This window comes from Streptomyces sp. A5-4, assembly GCF_051131715.1.
In the GTDB taxonomy this organism is placed as follows: Bacteria; Actinomycetota; Actinomycetes; order Streptomycetales; family Streptomycetaceae; genus Streptomyces.
Map to the genome: position 1 here is coordinate 1,531,560 of NZ_CP178591.1, position 20,084 is coordinate 1,551,643.

A 20,084-nucleotide genomic window follows, 5' to 3' on the forward strand; every position below is an offset into this window, starting at 1 on the left:
GTACTTCTTCTCTCCACGGTCCGACGGGCACGGAGGCACCCTCCGCTCCCGCCTCAACGCGTGTGGTGGCCTGCCCATTCCCCCGCGGACCGCACATCCAGCCACAGCACCAGATGGGTGCCGGAGCGCACCGCCTCACGGTCGGGGCGCCAGCCGTGGCGGGCGTAGAAGCCCTGGGCGCGCAGGTTGTGCTCGTAGACCTCCAGGCGCGCGGCGCGGACACCGGAGCGCTGCCAGGAAGCGACGCAGGCGGTGTGCAGAGCGGTGCCGATGCCACGGCTCCAGTCCTCGGGGGCCACATGGAGCTGGGTGAGGGTGAGGGCGCCGTCGACCTCGCGGAACGCGGCCACGCCCGCCAGCGTGCCGTCGGCGGCCTCGGCGCACAGCACACCGCCGCCCCGGGCGAGCGCCCGCGTCCAGCCACCACGGACCCGGGCGTGCTCGATGGGGCCGTCGAAGTCGTCCTCGGGGATGTGGCCGCGGTAGTACGTGGCACGGGCAGCCGCGTGCAGGGTGGTGATGGCGTCGAGGTCGGCGGGGGTGGCGTTTCTGATCATCATGAAGTGGACGCGATCTTGTCGGCGTGCGGTTGCGGGGCCGCGATGCGGCTGAGGAACGCACGCTACGCGCCCGGAGCGGGACCGGCCTCGCACGGCCGGCGCCGGCGGAGCGGGCCGGCCGCGCACGGGCCCGCGGATCAGCGGCGCCCGGTTGGCGGCCACGGCGCCGGCCGCGCCCGGGCCGCGGCCGGGCTCACGTCCCGTCCGCGGCCCAACACCGGGTATCAGGTGCCGTCGCGCAGCCCCTTGGGCCAGTTCGGGCGGAACTCGATCCGGTCGAACGTCACCGCGCAGCCCTCGCCCAACGGGGACTGCGCCATGAAGCCCACGAGCGCCGCCGCCGCCCGCTCCGGCGTACCGAGGGTGAAGATCCGGACGAAGGTCCAGCGCTCGCCGTCGGTGGAGGCGTGGAACGCGAAGGTCCTGCCCGTACGGCTGATGCGCAGCCAGACGCTGTCACCGTCGACCACGAAGGAGTTCGCGTCGTCGGAGTGACCCCGGGTGACGACCGTGCAGACCGTCGGCAGGTCCGGGGACAGCTCCAGGCAGAGCTTGGCCCACTCCCGCTCGCCGACGTGCAGATACAGCACCCCGGCGTCGCCGGCGGCGGCGAGCCCCGCCGTGACCCGGGCGATGAGCTGGAAGTCGCCGTCGGGCGCGCCGAGCAGCCGGGGCGCGTCGGACGCGGAGTCCAGCGCCTCGCCCGAGGGCGGCACGAAGCGGTCCTGGCGGGGCCCCGCCGAGCCGGTGAGTGCCTCACCCTCCCGCGACCAGGAGCCGTCGGGACCGTACCGGCGCAGCGGGAACGGCAGCTCGGGCAGTTCGAGTTGCTCACTCATGGACGGGGCTCCGGACGGCCGTCCACCCGGCGCGGCACCGCGCCCGGGTTGGCGTCACGCAGCTCCACAGGGAGCAGCGCCTCGGGCGTCGACTGGTACGAGACCGGGCGCAGCCAGCGCTCGATCGCGGTCGCGCCCACCGAAGTGGAGGTGGACGTCGTCGCCGGGTAGGGGCCGCCGTGGTGCTGGGCCGGGGCCACGGCGACTCCGGTCGGCCAGCCGTTGACCAGGACGCGGCCGGCCAGCGGGGTGAGCTCCGCGAGAAGCTCGGCGCCCGAGCCCTCGGTGCCCGCGCCCTCCTCCGCGGAGAGCTGGAGGGTGGCCGTGAGGTTGCCGGGGAGACGCGAGAGCACCGCGGTGATCTCGGCGGGGTCCTCGTAGCGGGCGACGACCGTGACCGGTCCGAAGCACTCCTCCAGCAGGAGGTCGTGCGGGCCCTCGGTGGCCAGGGCGCGCGCCGGTACGGTCAGGAATCCCGCGCTCACCGTGTGCTCGCCGCCGGCGCCGGGCGTCACCGGGGCGTCCACGTCGGGCAGTTCGGCCCGCTCCCGGACTCCGGCGACGAAGCTGTCGCGCATCCGCTGGTCGAGCAGGACCCCGGACGCGGTGCCGCTGACGGCCTCGGTGAGGGACTTCAGCAGCCGGTCGCCCGCCGCGCCCGCGGGGGCCAGCACGAATCCCGGCTTGGTGCAGAACTGGCCGACGCCCATCGTCATCGAGGTCGCGAGTCCGGCGCCGATCTGCTCGGCCCGCTCGGCGGCGGCGGCCTCGGTGACCACGACCGGGTTGAGGCTGCCGAGTTCGCCATGGAAGGGGATCGGCGTCGGCCGGGCCGCCGCCGCGTCGAAGAGGGCGCGTCCGCCCCGTACCGAACCGGTGAAGCCCGCGGCGGTCACCAGCGGGTGCTTGACCAGCTCGACGCCCGCTTCGAAGCCGTGCACCAGGACGAGGACGTTCTGGTCGAGCCCGAGCCGCTCGGCGGCGCGGTGCACGACGGCGGCGCACAGCTCGGAGGTCGCCGGGTGGTCGGGGTGCGCCTTGACGACGACCGGGCAGCCCGCGGCGAGCGCACTGGCCGTGTCGCCGCCGGGTACCGAGAAGGCCAGCGGGAAATTGCTCGCGGAGTAGACCGCGACCACACCGAGCGGCACTTTCCAGCGCCGCAGGTCGGGCCAGGGCGGGGTCTGCGCGGAGTCGGCGTGGTCGATGCGGATGTCGAGATAGGCACCCTCGTCGACGACCTCCGCGAAGGCCCGCAATTGGGCCGTGGTGCGGGCGAGTTCGCCGGTGAGGCGGACCGGGCCCAGCGCCGTCTCGGCGTCCGCGGCCTCGATGATGCGCTCGCCGGTCCCGTCGAGGAGATCCGCCACCGTGCGCAGCAGGGCCGCACGCACGGCGCGGTCGGCGAGCGCCCCGCGCGCGGCGTGCGCCGCGCGCACCGCCGCGTCCACCTCCGCCGCTGTGGCCTCCACCGCAACCTGCTCCCGCGGCTTCCCCGTACGAGGGTCGACACTCCAGACTGGTGCTGCTGCCACCGAGATTCCTTCCAGCTTCACTGCCGACCATCAGAAGTTGTTCGGTATTCTGAACACAGTTCCTGATGATGAATATGATGGGGACTTTATTTCCGGGTGTTCTGTGTGGTCAAGATCTGTGTGGTCAAGAAGGGGCGAAGAGCAATGTCGGCTGCCGATTCAGGTGGAGCACAAGTCAAGTCCGCGGTGCGGACCGTGGAATTGCTCGAATATTTCGCGGGACGCCCCGGTATGCACTCCCTCGCCGCCGTGCAGGAAGCCGTCGGCTACCCCAAGTCCAGCCTCTACATGCTGCTGCGCACCCTGGTCGAGCTCGGCTGGGTGGAGACCGACGCGACGGGCACGCGGTACGGCATCGGGGTGCGGGCCCTCCTCGTCGGTACGTCGTACATCGACGGCGACGAGGTCGTGACCTCGGCCCGGCCCACCCTGGACCGGCTCTCCGACGACACCACCGAGACGATCCACCTGGCCCGCCTCGACGGTACGAACGTCGTCTACCTCGCCACCCGCCAGTCGCAGCACTATCTGCGCCCCTTCACCCGCGTCGGGCGGCGACTGCCCGCGCACTCCACCTCTCTCGGCAAGGCGCTGCTCGCGACCCACACCGACGAGCAGGTCCGCAAGATGCTGCCGGAGACGATGGCGCCGCTCACCGAGCACACCATCACCGACCGCGAGAAGCTCATCGAGGAGCTGCATCTGATCCGCGAACAGGGGTACGCGGTGGATCGCGAGGAGAACACGCTGGGCCTGCGCTGCTTCGGCATCGCGATCCCGTACCGCACACCGGCACGCGACGCGATCAGCTGCTCGGTACCGGTCGCCCGGCTCACTCCCGGACACGAACAGATGATCAAGGACGCGCTCTTCGACGCGCGCGACCGGCTCACCCTCGCCACTCGGAGGCTCTGACTCTCGATGGATGTCACTCTGCGCGAAGTAAGGCCGCCCGACCTGCCCCTGTTCTTCGAGCAGACACAGGACCCGAAATCCGTCCGGATGGCGGCGTTCACCCACGAGGATCCCTCGGACCGGGCCCAGTTCGACGCGCACTGGGTGCGGATCCTCGACTCCGACGTGGTGGTGCGCACGATCCTGGCGGACGGCGAGGTCGCGGGCAACGCCGCGGTGTACGGACCGCTGAACGAGCGTGAAGTGACGTACTGGATCGACCGCGCCTTCTGGGGGCGCGGGGTGGCCACCGCGGCGCTGCGGGCGCTGCTCACGCTGGTGCCCGAGCGGCCGCTGCTCGGCCGCGCCGCCGCCGACAACACCGGTTCGATCCGGGTGATGGAGAAGTGCGGCTTCACCGTGGTCGGGCGCGAGCGGACCTACGCCAACGGCCGTGGCGCGGAGACCGAAGAGCTGGTGCTCAGCCTGAGCGGGTGAGAACCGACGATCCGTCTCCGCCGCACGGCGGAGACGGATCGTCGTCGCGCAGGACGTGCCCGGCGGCGGCGGCCGGAAGTGTGGAGGTCATGACACACCCACCGCTCCTCCCCGCCTCCGTCGACCCGTCGGGGGCCCGTCCGTCCGCCCATCCGTCCAGCACCGGGCCGCTGCGCCGGACGCTGCGCGCCGTCGCCGTCGTCTCCTGCCTGCCGTACCTCGCGCTGAAGATCTCCTGGATCGCCGGGAGCCGCGTGGGCATCCCCGAGGGCAGCGTGCTGCTCGACGAGCCGGGCGTGATGGCCGTCGCCAACAGCGTGACGGTCCTGATGGACGGCGCCGTCGTCGTGCTGGCACTGCTGCTCACCCAGGCCTGGGGCCGACGCGTCCCGGCCTGGCTCCTGGCGCTGCCCATGTGGGCGGCGGGCGGGCTGCTGGTGCCGATCATGACCGCGTATCCGCTCCAGCTGGTGGTCAAGCTCTTCAGCGACGCGGGCAGCGCACCGGCGTCGAAGGAGCCCTTCCTCGACGAGTGGGTCTTCGCCGTCGTCTACCCCGGATTCATCGTGCAGGGCCTGGCGCTGGGCACCCTCTTCGCGCTGTACGCCCGCGAGCGGTGGGGTCACCTGTGGCAGGGCAGGGTCCAGGACCTGCCACGCCACGCCCCCGGGCCCGTGCCGCGACCGGCCGCCGTGGCCGGGTGCGCGCTGGCGGCGCTCTCCGCCGTCCCGCATGCGATGTGGGCGTTCGGCGCGACGGCCGGCCTCAGCAGGGCGAGGATCGAGGATCGCACCCCGGACTTCCATGTCCTCGAAGGCGCCTACGCGCTGTTCGCGGTCGTCACCGTGGCCGGGATGTTGATGCTGCTCTTCCGCAACGGCCCCCGCCTGCCGCTGAAGGCGCCGCTGGCAGCCGCCTGGCTGGGCTCGGGCGCGGTGGGGTGCTGGGGTGGCTGGCTGCTCATCGCCGGGGCGATGCCCGATGCCGAAGAGGCCGGCGGGCCGTCGCAGTTGATGTTGCTGACCTACGCTGTGCAGATGACCGCCGGTTTCCTCGTCCTCGCCTCGGGTGCCTCGTTCCTGCGGGGCCGCGCCGCGTGAAACCGCCGTGGGGGAGACCGCTCGCGAAGCTGTTCGGGCAGCGCGCCAGGCTGCGCTGGCTCCATCTCATCCTCGGCGGCGCGCTGTTGATGCCGTACTTCCTCCTCGGCAGCGTGGCCATCGGCCCATTCACGGGTGACACGAACGTCTTCACCTCGCTTGCGATGCAGTTCGGCTCCTTCGCGGTCGCCCTGCCGATCGCCGCCGCGACCGGGCTCTTCCCCCTGGCCAGGCCGCTGCTGGTGGCAGCCGTCCGGCCGCTGGCGGGAGTACCGGAGGGGTCGCTGGCCGAGGGGCCTGCGCGGTCGTGGGCCGCTCGGGTGCGGACCGCCGGTTGGTACACGCTGTACGTGGGCCTCGGCGGTCTCATCAGCGGGGCGAGCCTCGCACTGCCGCCGTTCGCGGTGGTACTGATCGTCCTGCCGCTCGTCGGCGGGCTGCGCGACTCCCGGCTCCGCCTCCCCGAAGCCTTCGACCACACCTGGGCGTTGGCGCTCACCCCGGTCGTCGGGACCGCCATGCTGCTGGCGCTGGCGGCGTGCGCGGCGGGGGCCGGGGCGCTGCTGGCCCGCGCGGCGGTCGTCCTGCTCGGGCCGGCACCGGCCGACCGGCTGGCGGCGGCGGAGCGGCGGGCCGCGGACCTGGCCGTACGCAACCGGCTGGCCCGCGAGCTGCACGACTCGGTGGGTCACGCGCTCAGCGCGGTGACACTGCAGGCGGGCGCGGCCCGCCGGGTGCTGGACAGTGACGCCCCGGGCGATGTGGAGTTCGTACGGGAGGCGCTCACCGCGATCGAGGAGACGACGCGCCGCACCGTCGGCGAACTCGACGCCGTGCTGGGCCTGTTGAGGCAGGGCGAGGACGCCGGGCAGGACGCGACGGGGTTCGCGGGGCCCACTCTCGACGGGCTCGGGGACCTGCTGGCCCGCAGTGGCGTACGGGTCGACTGCGCGGCGGCCCCGGACCTGGCGGACAGTGTGCCCGGCGCGGTCTCCCGTGAGGCGTACCGCATCGTCCAGGAAGGGCTGAGCAACGCGCTCCGGCACGGCGGCGCCGCGCCGATTTCCCTACGGATCGCCCTGCACGGCGAGGAGTTGGAGATCACCATGGAGAACCCGCTGCCGGACAGCGCCCCCGTCCTGCGCCCCGGGGGCGGCCGGGGCCTGCGTGGTATCGCGGAGCGGGCCACGCTGCTCGGCGGTCACTCCGAGGCCGGGCCGCGCGGCGGCGTCTGGCGGCTCACGGCCCACCTGCCGACCTGCGGCGGCGCCCGATGAGCACTCCGAACACACCGGACGCACCGGACGCACCGGACGCACCGAGCACACCGGGCACCTCGCGCACGGTCCGTGTCGTGGTCGCCGACGACGAGCGCATGGTCCGCACCGCGCTGCGGGTCATCCTGGACGCCGAGCCCGACCTTGAGGTGGTCGGCGAGGCGGCGACGGGCGCACAGGCCGTGTCGGTGGTGCGCGAGCTGCGGCCCGATGTGGTGCTGATGGACGTACGCATGCCGGAGATCGACGGCATCCGCGCCACCGAGCAGATCCTGGCCACTCTCTCCGAGCCGCCACGCATCGTCGTCGTCACCACCTTCGAGAACGACTCCTACGTGTACGACGCCCTGCGCGCCGGCGCCTCGGGCTTCCTCCTCAAACGCGCCGCGGCCGAGGACCTGGTCCAGGCGGTCCGGCTGGTGGCCCGCAGCGATTCCCTGCTCTTCCCGGCCGCCCTGCGCGGCCTGGCCGCCGAACACGCGGCGCGCCGGCCCGCAGCCCCGCCGCCCTGGGTGGCGCGGCTCACCGACCGCGAGTCGGAGGTGCTGCGCCTGATGGCGGCGGGCCTGACGAACGCGGAGATCGCCGGCAGGCTGCTGGTCGGCCCGGCGACGGCCAAGAGCCATGTGGCGGCCGTGCTGGCCAAGACGGGGGCGCGGGACCGCACCCAGGCGGTGATCAAGGCGTACGAGTCGGGCTTCATCACCCCCGGCTGAGAACCGGGGGGCGCCAGATGAAGTTTTCCTGAGAAGCGCGACATATGGGAACGTCCGTGCCCCCGTCGCTCGTCCTTCGTACGGGATGAACAAAACAATCAGGCGCGCTTCGGTCTTCTGCCTGCTGATGGTGCTCGCCCTGCTGGTGCGGGCCACCTGGGTGCAGGCGTACCAAGGCAAGGCCCTCGCAGACGACAAGAACAACCGGCGGAACACCATCGCGCAGTACGCGCAGCCGCTCGGGAACATCATCGTGGCCGGTTCGCCGGTCACCGGATCGAAGAAGACGGAGGTCGGCGATCTCGCGTACAAGCGCACCTACACCAACGGTCAGCTCTACTCGGCCGTCACCGGCTACAGCTCACAGGCGTACGGGTCCACCCAGCTCGAAGGCATCTACAGCGATGTCCTGGACGGCACCGACAACCGGCTGAAGAACCCGGCGGATGTCATCACCGGCAAGCAGACCGAGCCGGGCGACGTCGTGACCACCATCGACCCCGCCGTGCAGAAGGCGGCGTACGAGGCGCTGGGCGAAAAGAAGGGCGCGGCCGTCGCCGTGGATCCCAAGAGCGGGCGGATCCTGGGCATGGTCTCCACCCCGTCGTACGACCCCTCGAAGATCAGCGGGACCACGGACGGCGACACCTGGCAGCAGCTGTTGAAGGACCAGGACAAGCCGCTGGTCAACCGGGCACTGCGACAGCCGCTGCCACCGGGGTCGACGTTCAAGCTGGTGGTCGCCGCCGCGGCACTGGAGGACGGGATCCACGGGTCGGTCGACGAGAAGACGGACAGCCCGAACCCGTACACCCTGCCCAACACCCGGACGGTCCTGAAGAACGAGAACGCCTCGGCCCCCTGCGAGAACGCGACGCTGCGCACCGCGCTCAAGTTCTCCTGCAACAACGTCTTCGCGAAGCTGGCCGTCGACCTCGGCCAGGACAAGGTGAAGGCGATGTCGGAGAAGTTCGGCTTCAACACCGAGAAGCTGGATGTGCCGGTCAGGGCCTCGGAGAGTGTCTATCCGTCCGGCATGGACAAGCCGCAGACGGCGCTCACCGGCATCGGCCAGTTCGAGGTGACGGCCACCCCGCTGCAGATGGCCATGGTCTCGGCGGCCCTCGCCAATGGCGGTGAGCTGGCCTCGCCGCACATGGTCTCCAAGGTGACGGACGGCGACGGCAACAACCTGGAGGAGCCGGACGGCGCGGACAGCGAGCGGGTCGTGTCCTCGTCCACCGCCGAGCAGTTGCGGAGTGCGATGGTCACGGTCGTCAAGGACGGCACGGGCACGAACGCGCAGATCGACGGCACCGAAGTGGGCGGCAAGACCGGTACCGCGCAGCACGGCGTGGAGAACAGCAAGACGCCGTACGCCTGGTTCACGTCGTACGCGAAGGACAGCTCCTCCGGCAAGGAGGTGGCGGTCGCGGTCCTCGTCGAGGACTCCGGCGCGGCGCGCTCCGAGGTCAGCGGCAACGGCCTGGCGGCGCCGATCGCGCAGAAGACGATGAAGGCGGCGATCGGCCGGTGAGGTGGGACGGCGCCGGACGGGCCTGAAGCAGCGCTTCGGGCCCGTCCGGGCCACCGCTGCTCCTACTGGCCTGCCCAGCGCTTGACCGTCGACTCGGCCTTCGCCCGCTCCTTGGGCGTCAGCTTCGAGATCAGGGCGCCGTGGTTGGTGTCCGGAGCGACGAACAGGTGCGAGTCACGCCGGCTCGGCCTGAACCGCTCCGCGCTCCACGGGTCGTTCTGTCCGTACACGAACATCATCTGCTTGCCCTGCGTGGCCACCCAGCGGTCGACGTCCTTGATGGCGCGGCCGTTGTACGAGGTCCGCATGTCTTCGGGCAGCACCGAGTTGGGCTGGTAGATGCCCGGGTAGCTGCGGACGTCGCGCAGGTGCTTGAACTTCAGGTCGGCCCAGCCCAGCTGGCTCGCGGCCTGCCGGTAGTACGGGCCGGAGCCCTCCGCGCCGTTGCCCTGGTCGGAGTAGATGCTCAGGCCGTGGTCCAGCGACCAGGAGTACAGCTCGTCGTCGGTGGCCTTCTTGGCGTCCGGGACGGCCGGGCAGTCGGTGTACGTACCGCTCTGCCAGAAGTTCCACACCTGGTCGAGCACCGAGAACTCGAAGGCACGGTCGGGTGTGCCGAGGTACTTGAAGGTGAGGCCCTGCTCCTTCGATGTGGCCTCGAAGCGCGGCAGCATCGCGTCGCGCCGCACCAGCATTTCGCGCTGCACGGCATCCAGCGCGGTGCGGCACTCGGCGGTGCCGACGGTCTTGAAGAACTTGTCGTAGACGCTGTCGTCCCGGTTGTTCGCGTCGTTCGGCGCGACATACGCGACGACGGCGTCGAGGTCCTTGGGGTAGTAACGCTCGTGGTAGACCTGCGTCATGCCGCCCTTGCTGGCGCCGGTGCCCAGCCACTTCGCGGTGTAGATGCTCTTGAGCGCCTTGACGATCGCGTGCTCGTCGCTCGCTTCCTGCCAGACGTTCAGGTCGTCCCAGTCGACGTCGGCGGGGCGCGCGGTGTTGAAGTAACGGTGCTCCAGGCTGACCTGGTTGGCGCCGAGCAGCGTGGTGATCTCACGCGTGCCCGAGGACAGCCCGTAGCCGCCGGTGTAGTGCACCACCGGCGCGCTCTCGGCCTTGTGCCAGAGCGTGAAGGTCTGCTCGAAGGAGCCGCGCCCGGGGCGGCTGTGGTCGACCGGCTGGGTCAGCGTCAGGGTGTAGAGGGGGAATCCGCCCTTGTCCACCTCGGACACGACGGTCAGTCCGGGGATCCGCTCCAGCTTCTCGCGGATGTCGGCCGCGGCGGTCCGCGACGCGGGCGCGGCTTCGGCGGCGGTGGCCGCTGTGCCGGCCAGCACACTGGTGGCCACTATGAGCCCGGCACAGAACAGGGAAGGCAGAACCTTGTTGCGCACGCTGAGTCCCCTCGGACGGAAGTGCTGCGATGGATACATCGCGCGCATGTTATGCGTTTTCCGTTTCCCTGTGATCACTCCGCAGGAGGGTTCCACCGCCGCGTGTCGCGCACCACGCGCGCTGTGACGTCTCTCACTGCGCTGCCCGCCCTGCCCGCGGTTCTCTACAGCTGGTACCTGCACGCGCACACCGGCGACTGGATGGCGTGGAAACACGCCCAGGAACACGGCTGGAGCCGGGAGTTCCACGCCCCTGGGAGGCCTGGCAGCACACCTGGCGGGCCTCCTTCGGGCACACCCAGTCCACCGGGTACGCCCTGATGTGCCAGGCCGAACTGCTGGCGATGGTCGGCGGCGTCGTGCTGCTCGGCGTCCTCCTGCGGCTCCGGCGCCGGCCGGAGGCCGTCTACATCGGGCTCAGCCTGTGGGCGCTGGGGACGTCCTACTGGTACATGTCCGTTCCTCGCGCCACCCTCCTGTGGTGGCCCCTGTGGACGCTGCTCGCCGCCTGGAGCCTGCGCCGCGCCTGGCTGAAGAGTGCCTATCTGTACGTCGCCGCTCCCCTGTCGACCATCGTCGCCGTCGCCTTCCTGCCCGGTCACTGGGCGGGCTGACCTGCCGGAAACTCCGTGGCCGGAGCGGCGGTCGGAGCATGTGCCAGAGTGCTCGGATGCCATCTCCCCGCTCGTCGCCGTCACCCTCGTTACCGCCCTCGTCGCCGCCGCTGTCACGGGACTTCAGGCTGCTGTGGGCGGGCCAGGCCGTGAGCGACGCCGGGTCGACGGTGACAACGGTGGCGCTGCCGCTGGTGGGTGTGCTGGTCCTGGACGTGTCGGCCTTCGAGGCGGGCGTCCTGACCGCCTGCGGGTCGGTGGCCGCCGCGGTCGCCGCACTGCCCGCGGGCGCGTTCGTCGACCGGATGCGCAAGCGGCCCATGATGATCGCGGCGGACGCGGGCCGAGCGGTACTGCTGGCCTCGCTGCCCCTCGCGCAGCATCTGGGCGGGCTGAGCCTCGGGCACCTGTATGCCGTCGCCGCGCTCTGCGGACTGCTGACCCTCCTCTTCAACGTCGCCGCGCAGGCACACCTGCCGACGCTGGTGGCGGACGAGGACCTGCTCCGGGCGAACAGCCGCCTGTCCGGGACCGCCTGGGCCGCGAACATCAGCGGGCCCGCGCTCGCCGGCTTCCTGGTGACCGCGCTGGGCGCCACCCGGACCCTGCTGCTCGACGTCGTCTCGTACCTCGTCAGTGCGGTGAGCGTACTGCTGCTGCGCGGCCCCGAGCCCGCCCCGCACCCCCGCGAGGAGCGGCGCGGTATCCGCGCCGACATCGGCGACGGCATGCGTTTTCTCTCCGGCCACCCGCACACTGCGCCGGATCGTTCTCGCCAATGCGCTGACATCGTGGGCCGTGATGTTCCTCGCCCCGCTGGAACTGCTCTTCGTGCTGAGCGAGTTGGAGGCGACCGCGCTCCAGTACGGGTTGGTGAACGCGCTGCCGTGCATCGGCGGCCTCATCGGCATCACGCTGGTCGCACGGCTCGATGCCCGGTGGGGCACCACCCGGGTGCTGTGGTGGTCGGCGCTCGCCCGCGGCCCGTGGGCACTGCTCCTCGTGTCGGCGCGGCCCGGGACGGCGGGGTTGCTCCTGGTGGGCGGCTGCTGGTTCGCCATGCTGTTCGCGGCGTCCGTCCACACCACCGGCCAGACCGCCTACCGGCAACGGATCTGCCCGCCCGCGATGCGCGCCCGGGTCCACTCGGCGGCCCTGTCGCTGGCGGGCGCGGGCAAGGTGCTCGGGCCGCTCAGGGGCGGCCTGCGCCGAACTCCTTGGCCTGCGGGCGGCGCTGCTCATCGGCGCGGCGGTGTTCGCCCTCACCCCGTTCCTGCTCGACCGCCCCGGCCTCGCACGCGACGAAGCCCTCGCGGAGGCGCGAGTGACCGCCCCCGCGAAGGACACGGGGACGGCCGGCTGAGTCGGTACCGGGCGACGGGTATGGATTCGGCGCCGGCCGAGTTCGCGGGGCGGGTCAGACCCGGGCTTCGGCGGCCGGTACGCGGGGCTCTCCCCCTGTGGCCACCACCCGGCCCGGGAGCGCACGCCGCTGGAGCGCGGCCGCCCAGGCCGTCGCCGCGACGCCCAGGGCGCCGACACCGGCACCGACCCAGGCGACCGAGGCGTAGCCGAGTCCGGCGTCGATGGCCATGCCGCCCAGCATCGGCGTGAGGGTGATGCCCACATTGAAGGCCGAGGTGTTGACGGCCGGAACCAGCGTCGGTGCGTCGGGGGCGATGCCGAACACCCGGGACTGCAGCACGGGGTTGGTGACATATCCGGCCACACCGAGGAGGAGGATCAGGCCGATCGTGACGGCCGTGTTCGACGCGGCCACGGCGAGGGCGGCGGACAGGACCGTGAGTCCGCCGACCCCGAAGTAGAGCGTACGGATCGGGTGGGCGTCGGCGACGCGCCCGCCGATGGTCATGCCGATCAGCCCGCCGACTCCGTACAGGGAGAGCACGGCGGGCACCCAGCTCTCCGGCACTCCGCTGACCTCGGTGAGCAGCGGCGCGAGATAGCTGAAGGTGACGATGGCAGCGCCGAAGGTCAGCACGGTGACCGCGAACGACACCCAGAGCGCCGGCCGGGCCATCGCCTTCAACTCCCGTCGCAAGGAGGGGATCTGCCGGTCCGCCGCATGGCCGCCGGGCAGGACGGCAAGCATCGCCACGAGGCTCACCAGGGTGAACGCGGCCACGCCCCAGAACGCGGCCTGCCAGTCGACGTACTGGCTCAGGAGCGTCCCGGCGGGTACGCCCACGATCGTGGCGAGTGTGAGGCCGGTGGCGACGACGGAGAGCGCCTTGCCCTTGGCGCCGACGGGCACCAGGCTGACGGCCGCCGCGGCGGCCACGCTCCAGAATCCGGCGTAGGCGACCGCGGTCACCACGCGGGTCGCGAACACCACCCCGTACTCCGGCACCAGGGCCGCCACCACGTGCCCGGCGATGAAGACGAGTTGGAAGGCGGCGAGCGCGGTGCGCCGGGGCACGCGCAGGGTGAGCACGCTCATCACCGGTGCGCCGACGACCATGCCGACGGCGAAGGCGGAGATGAGCAGTCCCGCGTCGGGGATGGAGACGCCCAGGTCGGCGGCCATGGTGGGCAGCAGCCCGGAGAGCATGAACTCGGAGGTTCCCTGGGCGAAGATGCCCAGGCCCAGTATGTAGACGGCGATCGGCATGAGTGGGGCGCTCCTTTTTGTACTGTGCAGTTCAAAATGAACCCGTAAAGAAACCCCCGGACGACGGGGGCATTTCTCACCGCGCGGCCTGCACCGCGCGGTGCTCAATCGCGGTCTTGATCGCACGAAGTTCATCGTGCGAAGCGCGTTGTGCGAAGCGCGTTGTGCGAAGCGCGTTGTGCGGACTTCACAGTGCGGCGAGAGCCGCGTCCGCGATGCCCTCCAAGGTGGACCGCTCCGAGGTAACCCGCGCCGAGACCCGCAGGCCCGCGACGGTCGCGATCAGGAAGTGCGCGAGGGCCGACGCGTCCCTGTCGCGGGCGATGTCGCCGTCCCGCTGCCCGGATTCGATCGCTGCGCGGATCACCGACAGCCGCACCCCGTAGTCACGCGCAAGCTCCTCCTTGAGCCCCGGCTCGCGGGTGGCCGCCTCGACGGCCGTATTGACGACCAGACAGCCGCGGCCGTCGCGACCGCGGCCGAACTCCTCGTCGATCACCCGCTGGAGCTGGGTACGGAATTTCTCCCGCACCGGCAGGTCACTCTCCATCAGGGCGATCAGCTCGGCGTTCTTGAACTCCATGTAGCGGGCGAGCGCCCGGTCGAAGAGATCGCGCTTGCTCCTGAAGGTGTTGTAGACGCTGCTGCGGCCCAGACCGGTGGCCTCACACAGGTCCTGCGTGGACGTCGCCTCGAAGCCGGCGGTCCAGAACGCCTCCATCGCGGCGTCGACCGCCTGCTCCTCGTCGAACTCCCTCGGGCGGGCCATGACGAGGACGCTAACACGTTTTGAACCAACCAGTCCATTACTTCGGCGGGGACGACCGGGGCAGACTGCCGCAAGCGCCGGACGGGCCGAGCTGTCGGCCGGTCCGGCGCTTGCGGACACACCTGAAGGGCGTTCCCGGGAGCCTCCCGGCGCCCCCGGTCCTCACGCTCCCAAAGCCTCCCGCACGAGCGCCAGGTCCGCGTCGGACGCCAAGCCCGCGTGATAGAGCCGCAGTTCGGTGGCCCCGAGCCCGGCCGCGCGCGCCACGTCCGCCGCGAGCCTGGCCGGGCTGCCGCCCATGCCGGAGACCACGGTGAGGTTGGCCGCGACGACACCTCCCCCGGTGCGGTGCTCCGCGAAGGGGGCGATCAGATGCGGACCGGCCGCGCAGGGAACGACCACACCGTCGGCGACCCGCATGATGTGATGCGGATCGACACCGACGTTCGCACCGCAGTGGTACGTCGTCGGATCGGCGTGCAGCAGCACCTGGAAACCCGGGGGCGCCGCTGCCCGTACCGCCTCGACGGCCGACTCCTGGAGCGTGCGGGCGACCCGCGTGCGCCACTCCAGGGTTGTGGCCGCGAGGCCCGCCCCGACGAGCTTCTCCACCGCGGGCCAACCGGCGTCCAGCGAGCCCGCGGACCACACCGGCTCCAGCGCGCGACGTACGGCCGCGCTCAATTCGTCCGCGTCCAGGCCGAGTTCCGCGTAGCCGGAGCGACAGGCGGGACAGAAGCAGAGCGACATCAGATACTGCGCCGCGTCGCCGAGCCCGACTCCCGCGATCTTGTCGTGCGCGTGCAGATGCGCCAGCCCGTACCAGCCGCAGGACTCCAGCTCGGTGCCCCGCGCGCCGGGGCGTACGCCTGCCTCCGCCGCGAGCGTGGTGAGGTAGTCGCGGACGGCACGCTGGGCGATACAGGGCGCCCAGGGGTAGCGGTCGCCGTAGGCGTTGACCACGCCGGTGTCCGGATACTCGGCGCCGAGGCGGGAGTTGTGGGCGAGGACGACCCAGGAGTGCACGTCGAGCCCGGCCTCCGTGAGCGCGTGCGCCGCCTCGCCGTACGGGTCGGCGGCCGGCGCCCAGGCCCCGGGGGCGTACGGCCGCAGGGCGCGCCCGGCCCAGCGGTCCTCGTCCACGGGGTAGAGCACCGAAGCGTGTTCGGCGGTGACGATGCGGTGACCGGGGTGGCGCGGGGTCAGGGCCCTCGTCGAGTGATACGCCGAGGCGAGGGTCACCTGCCGGACACCGAGGTCCGCGATGCGGGCGGCGGCGCCCGGATCGCCCACCACGTCCCAGGGGTAGACGAAGGCGGAGGCCTTCACGCGTCGTCCCCCAGCAGACGGCGCGCACTCGCGATCAGTTCGGCCAGCTCCTTGACGTGCGAGGCGTCGGGCTCATTGAGCGGCGGACGCACCTCGCCGACGTCCAGACCACCCAGCCGCACACCCGCCTTGACAAGCGATACGGCGTATCCGCGGCCCGCGTTGCGCAGCTCGACCAGGGGCACGAAGAAGTGGTCGAGCAGCCGGTTGGCGGTGACGTCGTCGCCGCTGTTCAGCGCCTTGTGGAAGGCGAGGGCGATGTCGGGGGCGAAGCAGAAGACGGCCGAGGAGTAGAGGCTGACACCGATGGCCCGGTAGGCGAGGCCGGTGAGCTCCGCGGTGGGCAGGCCGTTGAAGTAGAGGAACGGATGACCGGGAAGCTCCCGGCGCACGGTGCTGACGATGCGCTGCATCAGATCGATGTCGCCGTGGCCGTCCTTGAGCCCGATGATGCGGGGCACCCGGGCCAGCCCGACGACGGTCTCCGGAGTGAAGATCGCGTTGTCGCGCTGGTAGACGATGACGTCGAGGGAGGTGGCGGCCGCCAGTGCGGTGTAGTGGCGCAGCAGCCCCTCCTGGTCCGCGACGACGAGGTACGGAGGCATGGCGAGCAGGCCGTCCGCCCCCGCCGCCTCGGCCGCCTTCGCGTACTGGATCGCGAGCGCCGTGCCGTAGCCGGCGCCGGCGACGACGGGCACCCGGCCCGCGGCCTCCTGCACGGCCGCGGCTACGCAGTCGCGGAATTCCTCCGGGGTCAGGGCGTGGAACTCGCCCGTTCCGCAGCACGCGAAGACGGCGGCTGCGCCGGAGTCGATGCCAGCGCGTACGTGGGCGCGGAAGACGTCGAGGTCGAGACCGCCGCCCGGTCCGTACGCGGTGACGGGAAAGAAGAGCAGACCGTCGAGTCGGTCGGCGAGCGGGGCTGAGGTCACGAGCGCTCCTTGTGCGTGCACAATTCTGATCTGCGTCTATATCCCTGAACGCCGTCACGCTAAAGCAGGCCCACGGGGCCGGTCAAGGCGAGAAACCGCAACACACAGACGGATTGAGCCCCTCCGCGCAACACTTGACGTGGTTCGGCGGCGCTCCGTAGCGTGTCCACGCATGTGAATTACGTTCATGCACACGTCCGCGTCTGCGAACCATGCCCCGCTCACGTACCGCCCTGCCGCGCACCGAGGAGATCCACCGATGCCTGCTCCACGCACCGTCCTGCTCACCGGCGCCGCGGGCGGCCTCGGCACCCTGATGCGCGGGATCCTCCCGGCGTACGGCTATGAGCTGCGGCTTTTCGACGCGACTCCGATCGAGGGCGAGCCCGGGGCGATCACCGCGGACCTGGCCGACAAGGAGGCGCTGCGGGAGGCCGCGCGGGGCGTCGACGCGATCATCCACCTGGCGGGCATCTCCCTGGAAGCCTCCTTCGAGAAGATCGTGCGCGCCAACATCGAGGGGACCTACAACCTCTACGAGGCGGCCCGCGAGGAGGGCGTCGCCCGGACCGTCTTCGCCTCGTCGAACCACGCGGTCGGCTTCACCCCGCGCCCCGCCGAAGGCGCGCCGCTCATCCCGATCGACACCCCGCACCGCCCGGACACCTTCTACGGGCTCTCCAAGGCCTTCGGTGAGGACCTCGCGCAGCTCTACTGGGACCTGCACGGCGTCGAGACCGTCTCCGTGCGGATCGGATCGTGCTTCATGGAGCCCAGCTCGGTGCGGATGCTCTCGGTCTGGATGAGTCCGGGCGACGGCGGGCGGCTCTTCCACGCCGCGCTCACCGCCGAGGAGGTCGGCCACACCGTCATCTACGGCTCGTCCGCGAACACCCGCCTGTGGTGGGACCTGTCGACCGCGCGGGCCATCGGCTACGACCCGCAGGACGACTCGGAGCAGTACGCCGAGAAGCTGATCTCCGAGCACGGGGAGCTCGACCCGGACAATTCGGCCCACGCCAACCTGGGCGGCCCGTTCTGCACCGACCCGCCCCAGTGGCCGTACTGAGCGACCGCGTACGAGGTCCCCGGTAGCGGGCCGACCGCGGCGGGGACGGCCGGCCTACCGCATTCGGTGCGCGCCGGAGAACCGACCCGGACGAGTGAAACCCGCCGGAGCCGTCGGGCGCCTAAAACACGTGGCCGCAAGCGCGTCCGGCAGGCACCATGCCTCCATGCCGAAACCTCATGGATTCAGTTGGGAAGCACACAGCGACGGCAGCGTCGTCATCACCCACCAGGGACGCGCCGCGGGCACCCTGCGGGGTGGGCGCGCGGCGAAGTTCCTGGCCGAGGCGGAGGCCGGCGACAGCCAGCTCCTGATGGCCCGCTGGACCGGCGCGTACAAGCACGGAAACGAGCGGGCGGCCCGCATTCACCCGCGCAACAGATAGCGGCAGGTAAGGGAACGGCAAAGAGGTGTCGGTCGTTAGCCCTGGCATGACCGCAATGACACCCGGCTCGAACATCCCGCTTTCGACCGCCCGCGTGGCCGTGGACGTCGCCGCTCCGGTGCGGCTCGACGTATCGGGCCTGCTGCTCACCGCCGACGGCAAAGTGCGCTCCGACGACGACTTCATCTTCTTCAACCAGCCTACGGGACCCGGTGTCGTCCACCGGTCCGGCGGCGGCTCGGCGCCCGACGCGATCGTGGTGGACACCGCCGCGGTACCGGCCGGCATCGAGAAGATCGTGATCACCGCGAGCCCCGACGCCGCGGGCCAGACCTTCCAGGGCATCGAGCCCACCGCCACCGTGCGCAACGCCGACGACGGCAGCGCCCTCGCCACGTTCACCCCGCCGCAGCTCGGCACCGAAACGGCGCTGGTGATCGTGGAGATCTACCTGCGCAACGGCGCCTGGAAGGTGCGCGCGATCGGCCAGGGTTACGCGAACGGGCTGGCGGGCATCGCCACCGACTTCGGCGTCTCGGTGGACGAGCCGGCCGCCGCGGCGGCTCCGACGCCCGCTCCGGCCGCCCCGGTGGCCCCCTCGGCGCCTCCGGTGGCCGACCCGAGGGTTGCCGCCCACGCGCCCCCCGCGGCCCCTCAGGCGCCGCCCGCGCCCCCCGCCGCGGCCGGGAAGGTCAACCTGGACAAGGGGCGGGTCAGCCTCCAGAAGAACCAGACCGTCTCCCTGGTCAAGGGCGGCCGGCCGCTGCTGTCCCAGGTCAAGATGGGGCTCGGCTGGGAGCCCGCCTTCCGGGGCAAGGACATCGACCTGGACGCGTCCGTCATCGCCTACGACGGAAACCGCAAGCACCTCGACAGCTGCTACTTCGGCAAGCTCTCGATCCTCAACGGCTCCGTCAAGCACTCCGGTGACAACCTCACCGGTGAGGGCGCGGGCGACGACGAGGTCATCGTCGTCGACCTCGGCCGCATCCCCCCGGAGGCGACCGGCCTGGTCTTCACGGTGAACTCGTTCTCCGGCCAGAAGTTCAGCGAGGTCGCCAAGGCCTACTGTCGTCTGCTGGACGCGGCGACCGGTGAGGAGCTGGTGCGCTTCGATCTGACGGGCGCCGAGCCGCAGACGGGCGTGATGATGGCGAAGCTGATCAAGCAGTTCTCGGGGGAATGGGAAATGACCGCGATGGGCGACTTCGCGAAGAGTCGCACCGTTCGCGGCATGGTCAAGCCGGCTGCCCAGGCCCTCTAGCGCTTGCGCGCCGGAGGGTCTAGAGCTTCGTCAGCTTGACGAAGGGACTCAGGATGCGGCCCTGTCGCCCCGCGAAGTCGATGAGCACTGCTGCATCTCCTTCGACTGCGACAACCCTCCCAAGTCCGAACTGGTCGTGCGAGACCCGGTCGCCCACATCGAAAACCTCGATCGGTGGGGCGGCCGCGGCCGGGACGTTGAAGGGACTGGACGGCAGGTAACGCCGGGCTCCGGCTGACTTTGTCATTGCTTGAGAGTATGCGCCCCGCGCGCCCGCCACGCCATGCCCGTCCTTGATCACTTGCCTCAGGGGCAGTTCGCACCCCGCCCCGTCCCGGTCGGTGCCACCGTCCGCAACGCCGCAATCGTCGGCCCGCCGAGGGTGCGGCGACCAGGCATTTGGGACGGGGCGCGACCGCCCCGGCGCCCCACAGAATTCGGCTTTCGCCCCCGTTGACAGTTCCACCCGGAGGCCACCGCAGTCCTCGGTCGGTGCCCCGCGGTTTGCCGCGGCGCGTACGGGAAATTCTTTTCTCCGCGAATCCTCACGACCCGCGAATCCCGGTGGGCCGCTCCCGCTGTTCGACTCAAAACCCTCTGCACGGAGCAGCACGGGCACGACTTTTCGATTCCGGCAGCGAGCCGATTCCGAACACACGGGCGCCGGGACCGGGCCCGCAACCGAGGGGGCGCGGCGCGCGTCACTCATGGCGTCCGGGAAACTGATCACTGGCAGCAAC

The 20,084-nt window shown here is 71.3% G+C and carries 18 protein-coding genes and 2 pseudogenes; 11 read left to right on the forward strand and 9 right to left on the reverse strand.

Annotation, left to right across the window (positions count from 1 at the left end; all coding sequences use genetic code 11):
- Positions 1-53: 53 nt before the first annotated feature.
- The 3 genes from ACLLJJ_RS07090 to ACLLJJ_RS07100 all read right to left on the reverse strand — a co-directional run bounded on the left by ACLLJJ_RS07090 (position 54) and on the right by ACLLJJ_RS07100 (position 2,934).
- On the reverse strand, positions 54-560 hold the full coding sequence (locus ACLLJJ_RS07090; protein WP_434588413.1) for a GNAT family N-acetyltransferase: 507 nt from the start codon (positions 558-560) through the stop codon (positions 54-56).
- 224 nt (positions 561-784) lie between these two features.
- Complete coding sequence (locus tag ACLLJJ_RS07095; protein WP_434588414.1) at positions 785-1,399, reverse strand: DUF1349 domain-containing protein; 615 nt, start codon at positions 1,397-1,399, stop codon at positions 785-787.
- On the reverse strand, positions 1,396-2,934 hold the full coding sequence (locus ACLLJJ_RS07100) for an aldehyde dehydrogenase (NADP(+)) (RefSeq protein ID WP_434588415.1): 1,539 nt from the start codon (positions 2,932-2,934) through the stop codon (positions 1,396-1,398). Before ACLLJJ_RS07100 ends, ACLLJJ_RS07095 begins: the two co-directional genes overlap by 4 nt.
- Before the next feature lie 144 nt (positions 2,935-3,078).
- Between ACLLJJ_RS07100 and ACLLJJ_RS07105 the strand changes: the two genes are divergently transcribed.
- The 6 genes from ACLLJJ_RS07105 to ACLLJJ_RS07130 all read left to right on the forward strand — a co-directional run bounded on the left by ACLLJJ_RS07105 (position 3,079) and on the right by ACLLJJ_RS07130 (position 8,956).
- A complete protein-coding gene (locus ACLLJJ_RS07105; protein ID WP_434588416.1) occupies positions 3,079-3,849 on the forward strand; it encodes an IclR family transcriptional regulator in 771 nt (256 codons plus the stop codon).
- Between the two features lie 6 nt (positions 3,850-3,855).
- A complete protein-coding gene (locus tag ACLLJJ_RS07110; protein WP_434588417.1) occupies positions 3,856-4,326 on the forward strand; it encodes a GNAT family N-acetyltransferase in 471 nt (156 codons plus the stop codon).
- A gap of 89 nt (positions 4,327-4,415) precedes the next feature.
- A complete protein-coding gene (locus tag ACLLJJ_RS07115) occupies positions 4,416-5,426 on the forward strand; it encodes a hypothetical protein (RefSeq protein WP_434588419.1) in 1,011 nt (336 codons plus the stop codon).
- Positions 5,423-6,703: a sensor histidine kinase gene (locus ACLLJJ_RS07120; protein ID WP_434588421.1), complete on the forward strand. Its 1,281-nt coding sequence runs from the start codon at positions 5,423-5,425 to the stop codon at positions 6,701-6,703. The genes ACLLJJ_RS07115 and ACLLJJ_RS07120 overlap by 4 nt, the downstream gene beginning before the upstream one ends.
- Positions 6,700-7,419, forward strand: a complete 720-nt coding sequence (locus ACLLJJ_RS07125; protein ID WP_434588423.1) for a response regulator — start codon at positions 6,700-6,702, stop codon at positions 7,417-7,419. Before ACLLJJ_RS07120 ends, ACLLJJ_RS07125 begins: the two co-directional genes overlap by 4 nt.
- Positions 7,420-7,504: 85 nt before the next feature.
- Positions 7,505-8,956, forward strand: coding sequence for a peptidoglycan D,D-transpeptidase FtsI family protein (locus tag ACLLJJ_RS07130; protein ID WP_434588424.1), 1,452 nt, complete (start codon positions 7,505-7,507; stop codon positions 8,954-8,956).
- A gap of 62 nt (positions 8,957-9,018) precedes the next feature.
- Here the strand turns inward: ACLLJJ_RS07130 and ACLLJJ_RS07135 are convergent, their stop codons facing one another.
- The gene (locus ACLLJJ_RS07135) at positions 9,019-10,350 is read right to left on the reverse strand and encodes an aminopeptidase (RefSeq protein ID WP_434588425.1); all 1,332 of its coding nucleotides are present in this window, start codon (positions 10,348-10,350) and stop codon (positions 9,019-9,021) included.
- A gap of 135 nt (positions 10,351-10,485) precedes the next feature.
- Here ACLLJJ_RS07135 and ACLLJJ_RS07140 point away from each other — a divergent pair.
- Positions 10,486-10,964, forward strand: a pseudogene (locus ACLLJJ_RS07140) (mannosyltransferase family protein); the annotation flags it as partial.
- A 56-nt stretch (positions 10,965-11,020) separates the two neighbouring features.
- Positions 11,021-11,656, forward strand: a pseudogene (locus ACLLJJ_RS07145) (MFS transporter); the annotation flags it as partial.
- 725 nt (positions 11,657-12,381) lie between these two features.
- Here ACLLJJ_RS07145 and ACLLJJ_RS07150 read toward each other — a convergent pair.
- The 4 genes from ACLLJJ_RS07150 to ACLLJJ_RS07165 form a co-directional block, all read right to left on the reverse strand.
- Positions 12,382-13,596 carry a Cmx/CmrA family chloramphenicol efflux MFS transporter gene (locus ACLLJJ_RS07150; protein WP_434588426.1) on the reverse strand — a complete coding sequence of 405 codons (1,215 nt, stop codon included), beginning with the start codon at positions 13,594-13,596 and terminating at the stop codon, positions 12,382-12,384.
- 187 nt (positions 13,597-13,783) lie between these two features.
- Positions 13,784-14,365, reverse strand: a complete 582-nt coding sequence (locus ACLLJJ_RS07155) for a TetR/AcrR family transcriptional regulator (protein WP_434588427.1) — start codon at positions 14,363-14,365, stop codon at positions 13,784-13,786.
- 162 nt (positions 14,366-14,527) lie between these two features.
- On the reverse strand, positions 14,528-15,694 hold the full coding sequence (locus tag ACLLJJ_RS07160; protein ID WP_434588428.1) for a hypothetical protein: 1,167 nt from the start codon (positions 15,692-15,694) through the stop codon (positions 14,528-14,530).
- A complete protein-coding gene (locus ACLLJJ_RS07165; RefSeq protein WP_434588429.1) occupies positions 15,691-16,626 on the reverse strand; it encodes a 5-dehydro-4-deoxyglucarate dehydratase in 936 nt (311 codons plus the stop codon). Before ACLLJJ_RS07165 ends, ACLLJJ_RS07160 begins: the two co-directional genes overlap by 4 nt.
- A 259-nt stretch (positions 16,627-16,885) precedes the next feature.
- Here ACLLJJ_RS07165 and ACLLJJ_RS07170 point away from each other — a divergent pair, with 259 nt between their 5' ends.
- The 3 genes from ACLLJJ_RS07170 to ACLLJJ_RS07180 all read left to right on the forward strand — a co-directional run bounded on the left by ACLLJJ_RS07170 (position 16,886) and on the right by ACLLJJ_RS07180 (position 19,344).
- Complete coding sequence (locus ACLLJJ_RS07170) at positions 16,886-17,695, forward strand: NAD-dependent epimerase/dehydratase family protein (RefSeq protein WP_434588431.1); 810 nt, start codon at positions 16,886-16,888, stop codon at positions 17,693-17,695.
- A 166-nt stretch (positions 17,696-17,861) separates the two neighbouring features.
- Positions 17,862-18,080 (forward strand): hypothetical protein, encoded by a 219-nt coding sequence (locus ACLLJJ_RS07175; RefSeq protein ID WP_434588432.1) that lies wholly within the window; start codon positions 17,862-17,864, stop codon positions 18,078-18,080.
- A 46-nt stretch (positions 18,081-18,126) separates the two neighbouring features.
- The gene (locus tag ACLLJJ_RS07180) at positions 18,127-19,344 is read left to right on the forward strand and encodes a TerD family protein (protein WP_434588433.1); all 1,218 of its coding nucleotides are present in this window, start codon (positions 18,127-18,129) and stop codon (positions 19,342-19,344) included.
- Positions 19,345-19,363: 19 nt separating this feature from the next.
- Here ACLLJJ_RS07180 and ACLLJJ_RS07185 read toward each other — a convergent pair whose 3' ends face one another.
- Complete coding sequence (locus ACLLJJ_RS07185) at positions 19,364-19,591, reverse strand: hypothetical protein (protein WP_283516675.1); 228 nt, start codon at positions 19,589-19,591, stop codon at positions 19,364-19,366.
- Positions 19,592-20,084 lie beyond the last annotated feature (493 nt).

What these genes read in the sequence shown, in the direction of transcription:
- ACLLJJ_RS07095 (WP_434588414.1), bottom strand. Translation starts at nt 1,399, where the DNA reads ATGAGTGAGCAACTCGAACTGCCCGAGCTGCCGTTCCCGCTGCGCCGG.
- ACLLJJ_RS07105 (WP_434588416.1), top strand. Translation starts at nt 3,079, where the DNA reads ATGTCGGCTGCCGATTCAGGTGGAGCACAAGTCAAGTCCGCGGTGCGG.
- ACLLJJ_RS07110 (WP_434588417.1), top strand. Translation starts at nt 3,856, where the DNA reads ATGGATGTCACTCTGCGCGAAGTAAGGCCGCCCGACCTGCCCCTGTTC.
- ACLLJJ_RS07125 (WP_434588423.1), top strand. Translation starts at nt 6,700, where the DNA reads ATGAGCACTCCGAACACACCGGACGCACCGGACGCACCGGACGCACCG.
- ACLLJJ_RS07090 (WP_434588413.1), bottom strand. Translation starts at nt 560, where the DNA reads ATGATGATCAGAAACGCCACCCCCGCCGACCTCGACGCCATCACCACC.
- ACLLJJ_RS07155 (WP_434588427.1), bottom strand. Translation starts at nt 14,365, where the DNA reads ATGGCCCGCCCGAGGGAGTTCGACGAGGAGCAGGCGGTCGACGCCGCG.
- ACLLJJ_RS07150 (WP_434588426.1), bottom strand. Translation starts at nt 13,596, where the DNA reads ATGCCGATCGCCGTCTACATACTGGGCCTGGGCATCTTCGCCCAGGGA.
- ACLLJJ_RS07115 (WP_434588419.1), top strand. Translation starts at nt 4,416, where the DNA reads ATGACACACCCACCGCTCCTCCCCGCCTCCGTCGACCCGTCGGGGGCC.
- ACLLJJ_RS07180 (WP_434588433.1), top strand. Translation starts at nt 18,127, where the DNA reads ATGACCGCAATGACACCCGGCTCGAACATCCCGCTTTCGACCGCCCGC.
- ACLLJJ_RS07175 (WP_434588432.1), top strand. Translation starts at nt 17,862, where the DNA reads ATGCCGAAACCTCATGGATTCAGTTGGGAAGCACACAGCGACGGCAGC.
- ACLLJJ_RS07185 (WP_283516675.1), bottom strand. Translation starts at nt 19,591, where the DNA reads ATGACAAAGTCAGCCGGAGCCCGGCGTTACCTGCCGTCCAGTCCCTTC.
- ACLLJJ_RS07130 (WP_434588424.1), top strand. Translation starts at nt 7,505, where the DNA reads ATGAACAAAACAATCAGGCGCGCTTCGGTCTTCTGCCTGCTGATGGTG.
- ACLLJJ_RS07170 (WP_434588431.1), top strand. Translation starts at nt 16,886, where the DNA reads ATGCCTGCTCCACGCACCGTCCTGCTCACCGGCGCCGCGGGCGGCCTC.